The sequence below is a fragment of the Desulfosporosinus sp. Tol-M2 genome (assembly GCF_059735615.1).
On the sequence record NZ_JCAIJG010000093.1, the window covers coordinates 1 to 6,446 of the forward strand.

Genomic DNA, 6,446 nt, shown 5'->3' on the forward strand with positions numbered 1-6,446 from the left:
TCATTAATGAGTTCTCCGCATTCTTCGATGGGCTTAGTCATTTGTGGTTCTGCTTCATAATGTTCAACCGCTTCCCGCAAAACATGTTCTTTGCCGTTAGTTTCCCCGATCATCCAGCGTTGTTTTGTTTCTCCGCACTCTCTCACTTAAACTACCTCCTTATAGGTAATAAGGCATMGGCACAACAGACGTTACTCGCTAGTTTTCCGTTTGAATTATAAACCTCTTTTCATTTCTATGCGCCGCCTTTTCCTATAATTCCCTAGCGAGGGGATCTTTATAAATAGAGTCCTGAGTTTATAGGGGTAAACTTAGGTTTCAACATTTAGTCTTTTGGCGCCTTAGGATTTGTCTTACCTTTTAGGGTGTTAACTATTTGTCTTGACCAGCGTTTTAGCTGATTTTGTAAAATAGGAGTCAGTTTCATTTGCTCATCTCCTCTTTGGTTGATGAGTGTTATTATGTACGGGTGTTGATTTTTTATGTATTGCCCTCACCTGTACATTAACATTGCACTTCCACAGATTAGTGGAATAGGGCGAGCTAATTCAACATATTGTAGGGTAAGAACTCCGCCAGGGGGGTATGAGATGAAGAAAAGAGGATTTGGGTTAATCATTGGAATTATTATCGTGTTGATGGGGGGGCTTCTAGGGCGCTCTCTATGGCAACCAGACCCTGCTGATTTAGTCACACACGGCTTAGAACGATTAAACGCAGCAACCTCTTTTCGCTACAGTTTGACCCAGCATCAATGGGTCGAGGGAAAAGATCGGGTACTCACTCAGGTTCTAGGAGAGAAGGATGGCGGGAACACCCGAATCTTGGGACAGCTGGCCGGAAGCGAAGTAGAGATGATCAAAATCGGGGATTCTACTTACAGCAAAGATCCGTTTAGCAAGAAGTGGATCAGATTTGCAAACGCTCAAGCGGCTCAGGAAGTTTTTTTGGCGGAGCTTAACCCCTTATCTTCGCTTCAAATGAAAGAGCTTGGAGAGGTGATGCTTAGCGATCAAGAAAAAGTAAACGGAGAAAAGGTATGGGTATGTCATTTATCTCCCAGTGTGCAGAATCAAATGATGGAGGTATTTTGGACCGATTTCCAGTATACGCTTTATATTCGTAAGTCAGATAAAACGCTTGTTAAAGCAACAATCGAAGCGAAAAATAAAGAAAAATCCGAACCAATGACAATGACACTTGAGTTTAAAGATATTGGGAAAAAGATAAATATACAAGCGCCGAATATCTAGGGATGGTGTTCTATGATTGAAAAGGGGCAGGAATATACCCTCTTATGGTATATATCCTGCCTCATTACTTTTATTTGCACAATAGTCAAGCCTCTGATATAGTTTTAAAATAAGTTTTATCCTAAGGTGGAGGTGTCCTTATATGGAAAAATATATTGGACGAGTATTAATTTCAAGAGAAGACTTGGGTAAGCGTGTAGCGGAACTTGGCGCAGAGATTACTCGAGATTACGCAGGAAAGAAACTCTTAATCCTTGGGATTTTAAAAGGTGCTGTTCCCTTTATGGCGGATCTCATCCGAGAGATAAAATTGCCTTTGGCGTATGATTTTATGATTCTATCAAGCTATGGAGACTCAACGCAGTCTTCTGGTGTAGTGCGCATTCTTAGGGACTTAGAAAGTAGTGTCGAGGATGTCCACATTTTGATTGCTGAGGATATTATAGATACGGGATTGACTTTAAAGTACTTAAGAGAAAACTTAAGAGCGCGGAATCCCCTGAGTGTAAAGGTAATTACCCTACTCGATAAAGCCGCTCGACGGAAAGCGGATATTACTCCGGATTACAACGGGTTTTCGATTCCTGATGAATTTGTTGTAGGGTATGGCCTCGACTTCAACGAAAAGTATCGGAATCTGCCCTATATTGGGGTGTTAAAACAGGAAGCGCATGAGGAGGAAGGGCCTTAGCATCCTACGGCGATAGTCTTCGTTTTGGGTGAGCGCCTTCGGCGATAGTCATCCTCAGCGCGATAGAATTCGTTAAGGGCCGTGCACTTTCGGCGATACTCTCCACTGGAGACTATCGTCACTGGAGACTATCGTGATCCATTTTGGCGTGCTATATAATTCATTTCAACGAAGAATTATTGACAGTATTTTATAATAATAAGAATGGTGATGATGAAAAAGTGCCAAAGGAAGTCGTATTGGTTTTGGATTTTGGAGGACAGTACAATCAACTTATTGCTCGCCGTGTTAGGGAAGCCCATGTGTATTCTGAAATGGTTTCTTATAAAATCCCGATGGAGGAAATTCGGACTCGTAAACCGAAGGGCATTATCTTTTCGGGCGGACCGGCCAGTGTCAATCAACCGAATGCTCCTAAAGTGGATCCCGAAATATATAACTTAGGGATTCCTATACTGGGGATTTGCTATGGGATGCAGATGATGACTGTACAATTAGGAGGAAGTGTAGAACATACTGAAGCCAGCGAGTATGGGAAAGCAATGGTGACGGTTGATATTCCGACAGACCTGTGGAAAGGTTTGGGTGGAGAGCGCCCGTGTTGGATGAGCCACGGTGATTCTGTGCACAAATTACCTGAGGGCTTTGTGGTCGCTGCCCATACTTGGAATACTCCAATTGCAGCCATGATGGATGAAAAACGACATTTTTATGGTGTGCAGTTTCATCCTGAAGTAAAACATACCCTTGGTGGGCAAACGATGTTAGAAATGTTCCTCTTTGATATTTGTAAATGTGCTGGGGATTGGACTATGGAGTCCTTTATCGAGATGCAAGTGGCGGAGATCCGCGCCAAGGTTGGAAAGAAACATGTTCTTTGTGCTTTGAGCGGGGGGGTAGATTCTTCGGTAGCTGCGGCTTTACTGCACCGAGCAGTAGGAGATAAATTGACCTGCGTCTTTGTTGATCATGGATTTATGCGGAAAAATGAGGCGGAACAGGTTAGGAAAGTTTTCACGGAACAGTTCCAACTGAATCTGGTGCTTTTGGATGTCCAGGAACGCTTTTTGCAAAAGCTCCAAGGTGTATCCGAGCCTGAATTGAAACGCAAAGCGATTGGCACTGAATTCATACGCGTTTTTGAAGCCGAGGCCTTAAAACTTGGACAGGTCGATTTCTTGGTTCAAGGGACTCTTTATCCGGATATTGTGGAGAGCGGGACGGAAACTGCGGAAACGATTAAAAGCCATCACAATGTTGGCGGTTTGCCTGAGGACATTCAATTTGAACTCATCGAACCGTTACGTATGCTCTTTAAAGATGAAGTGCGTGAACTTGGAATTGAACTGGGTATGAGTGAGGAGATTGTTTGGCGGCAACCATTCCCAGGGCCGGGACTGGCGATTCGTATTCTTGGGGAAGTGACCCGTGAGAAGCTGGACATTTTACGGGAAGCAGATGCCATTTTGTTAGAAGAAATTCGGCGTGCTGGAATGTATCGTGACGTGTGGCAATGTTTTGCTGTCCTCCCTTCAATCAAAAGCGTCGGCGTGATGGGGGATAGTCGAACTTATGAGTATCCCATTATCCTCAGAGCGGTCACCAGCGAAGATGCCATGACCGCAGATTGGGCAAGGCTCCCGTATAACCTCTTAGAAAGCATATCCTCGCGGATTGTGAACGAAGTGCAAGGAGTCAACCGAGTGGTTTATGATATTACCTCCAAGCCGCCGGGAACGATTGAGTGGGAATAGGAAACACAGCCCCGAGAACCTCAGTAAATCAAGGCTCTCGGGGCTTTTATATGCGAAATGATAACAGCTACACCTTTCATGTGCTTTATGTATCCGGTTCGACATTCTCTAAATGTTTCATAATATGATGACTCTTGGGTTCTGGACGGCTCAATGCCTACTTACACGAGGTTGATATGAAAGCCTTGGAGATGTATGAAAGGCTGGTCAGAGAATATTCCCAGCAGCAAGGTGTAACCGAGCAGTTGAAATCCGAGAATCAGATGGAGTGGGTCGGGAGAATGAACAATATCCGAAATGCTGTCGATGAAATAGTCAGAAATGAAATAAATGGTTAATAAAAAGAAAGGATTGCAAAATGCATTGCCCCTTTGGAATCGGACGTGAAAAAGACCTCCTGTAGGATTATGGTAGGAGGTCTTTCGCAAGAACGGTCAGTGGAGCAAGAATATATAAGATGATGGAACTAATGCCAGTAACTCACCAAAAGCCACAGCTTAAATTCACAAATAATTCTGTCACCAATAAGAAATGACTTAAATAAATTCAAAAACTGCATTGACGCACAGCATGTGTGAACAGTGGAGCATCTTTGGAAGACCATTTTGTTGACGTCAACAAAATGGTTGAGATCGGATCGGGCGCAGAGCGTGAAATCGATGACATTATGCTTTCACGTTATGCAGGCTATTTGATTGTCATGAATGGCGATCCTCGCAAAGAGGTTATCGCAGTTGGACAAACCTATTTCGCTGTAAAAACTAGGCAGCAGGAATTAATTGAAAACTATGAGCAGTTGAGCGAAGACCAAAAGCGCTTGGCAATCCGTAATGAAATGGTTGCCCATAATAAATCGCTTGCCGAAGCGGCGCAGATGGCAGGAGTGGAAACGCCGCAGGAGTATGCGATTTTTCAAAACAAGGGATATCAGGGATTATATGGCGGACTAGGTGTTCGAGAAATCCACGCGAGGAAAGGTTTGAAGAAAAGCCAAAAGATTCTTGATCATATGGGCAGTACGGAATTAGCGGCTAATCTGTTCCGGGCGACGCAAACAGATGAAAAACTTCGACGTGAAAATATAAGCGGAAAACAAGCAGCGTATCAAACACATTATGCGGTAGGCGCTAAGGTTCGTCAGACCATTAAGGAATTAGGCGGCACCATGCCGGAGGATTTGCCCACGCCTGAAAAGAGTATTAAGCAAATTGAAAAAGAAACAGAGAAAAAACATTTAGCTGAAGGAGATTTCCAAAGCAACAAAGAGTAAAGTTGGTGGAGAAAAGAATCCCTGAAGGTTCTTAATTTTCAAGTTGAAAAGCTATACCCGATAGTTAAGAAATATAAGGTTAACAAGCCCAGATTAATGCTTCGGAAAATGAAGACTCTGTGGGGTAGTTGTAGCCCACAGAGAGGAATAATAACATTTAATCAATACCTCACGAAGGCAACACCAGCTTGCATTGAGTATGTTATTTTACATGAACTTATACACTTTCTTTATCCTAATCATAGTAAACAGTTTTACGATTTTCTCAGCATCTATATGCCTGATTGGAAGGAAAAAAAAAGTATTAGATCAAGATGTTGTACATGGATTGTAATAAAACTATTTTTGATATCATTTTGTTGAGGTCAACAAAATGATAGAAATTGGCGAAGGTGTAAAAAGAAAAAAACAATTGAACGAGAGGAAATCCGCAAGCTCAGAAATTCAAAGAAGAAGCTCATGTTGGACGAATAGAGGTGTTAAAACTTGAAATAGTAGAGTGTTTCTGATTGTATTTTGACATTAGAGAATCAACAAGTGCCGGGTAATATGAAGGAAAGAAACACAAGGCAATTTATGGAGGGAAATAATGGATAAATCAAGTGTGATTAAATACCATCAGTTGATGATTCCAATGAGGTCAATGAAGAATGGTTTATGAAGTTGTGATAGGGTATTATAGAAGCTCCACCTAATTTGACTAATACTATGTGATAACATTTTGATAACAGAAAATCGGCAAGCGTCGAATAATATGGGAAACAGGTACATAAGCATAGGGATAAGCATGAAATACTAATATGTTTAGTAAAAGTTAAGGTTTGCTAAGTGGGAGTAAAATGGCTAAATTCTTTTAGGCGATTGACAAATAAATATTAAATAACCAAATAAATATTAAATAACCAAATAAATGAAGTAATAATAAGTAATAATATGATAATTAAAGCTCTTAATCTATTATGGATTAATTTGGTCAAAGAAGGTCAAATTTTATATTTGATACTTTTTGTTACCTGTTGTATAAATATTTTAAAGGTCAGTCAAGGTCAGATGATGCAAGTAATGGGGGAGGTGCTTAAAATGCGCTGACATTAGTAATACCTATTACTAACCTTTACTAACTGATTTTAATAAAACAAAATAAATATGGAGGTGTTTGTTAATGTTTAACTTAGTACCATTTGTAAGAAGGAGTTCTGGGATTCAAAAATCTAATAATTTGTTTGACATTGAGGACATTTTCGAAAATTTTTTTAATGATAGATTCTTTCCTGCCTTATATAGGAACAGTTACCAGATGAAAGTGGATATTAAAGAAAATGAAAAAGAATTTATTGTTGAAGCTGAACTTCCTGGAATTACGAAAGAAGAAGTAAATATTGAAATTGATGAAGAAAGACTAACGATATCTGTTCAAAAAAATGAGCAAACTGATGAGGAAAAGGACAACTATATTCGTAAAGAAAGAAGTTTTAGTA

6 protein-coding genes and 1 pseudogene are annotated in these 6,446 nt (G+C 40.7%); all 7 read left to right on the plus strand.

Going from position 1 to position 6,446, the window contains the following annotated elements; genetic code table 11:
- The first annotated feature begins 590 nt into the window (after window positions 1-590).
- Window positions 591-1,253, plus strand: a complete 663-nt coding sequence (locus AC6I5A_RS06545) for a LolA-like protein (protein ID WP_034613294.1) — start codon at window positions 591-593, stop codon at window positions 1,251-1,253.
- Between the two features lie 142 nt (window positions 1,254-1,395).
- The gene (gene hpt, locus AC6I5A_RS06550; protein ID WP_034613297.1) at window positions 1,396-1,944 is read left to right on the plus strand and encodes a hypoxanthine phosphoribosyltransferase; all 549 of its coding nucleotides are present in this window, start codon (window positions 1,396-1,398) and stop codon (window positions 1,942-1,944) included.
- A gap of 221 nt (window positions 1,945-2,165) precedes the next feature.
- On the plus strand, window positions 2,166-3,698 hold the full coding sequence (gene guaA, locus AC6I5A_RS06555) for a glutamine-hydrolyzing GMP synthase (RefSeq protein WP_034613305.1): 1,533 nt from the start codon (window positions 2,166-2,168) through the stop codon (window positions 3,696-3,698).
- Window positions 3,699-3,832: 134 nt separating this feature from the next.
- Window positions 3,833-4,036: a TnpV protein gene (locus tag AC6I5A_RS06560; protein WP_497900555.1), complete on the plus strand. Its 204-nt coding sequence runs from the start codon at window positions 3,833-3,835 to the stop codon at window positions 4,034-4,036.
- A gap of 236 nt (window positions 4,037-4,272) precedes the next feature.
- Window positions 4,273-4,968, plus strand: coding sequence for a DNA damage-inducible protein D (dinD, locus tag AC6I5A_RS06565; protein WP_497900556.1), 696 nt, complete (start codon window positions 4,273-4,275; stop codon window positions 4,966-4,968).
- A 15-nt stretch (window positions 4,969-4,983) separates the two neighbouring features.
- Window positions 4,984-5,331: pseudogene (locus AC6I5A_RS06570) on the plus strand (M48 metallopeptidase family protein); the annotation flags it as partial.
- Between the two features lie 799 nt (window positions 5,332-6,130).
- Window positions 6,131-6,446: Hsp20 family protein (locus tag AC6I5A_RS06575; RefSeq protein WP_034613300.1), on the plus strand; the 316-nt coding region annotated here is incomplete at its 3' end.

What these genes read in the sequence shown, in the direction of transcription:
- AC6I5A_RS06545 (WP_034613294.1), top strand. Translation starts at nt 591, where the DNA reads ATGAAGAAAAGAGGATTTGGGTTAATCATTGGAATTATTATCGTGTTG.
- hpt (WP_034613297.1), top strand. Translation starts at nt 1,396, where the DNA reads ATGGAAAAATATATTGGACGAGTATTAATTTCAAGAGAAGACTTGGGT.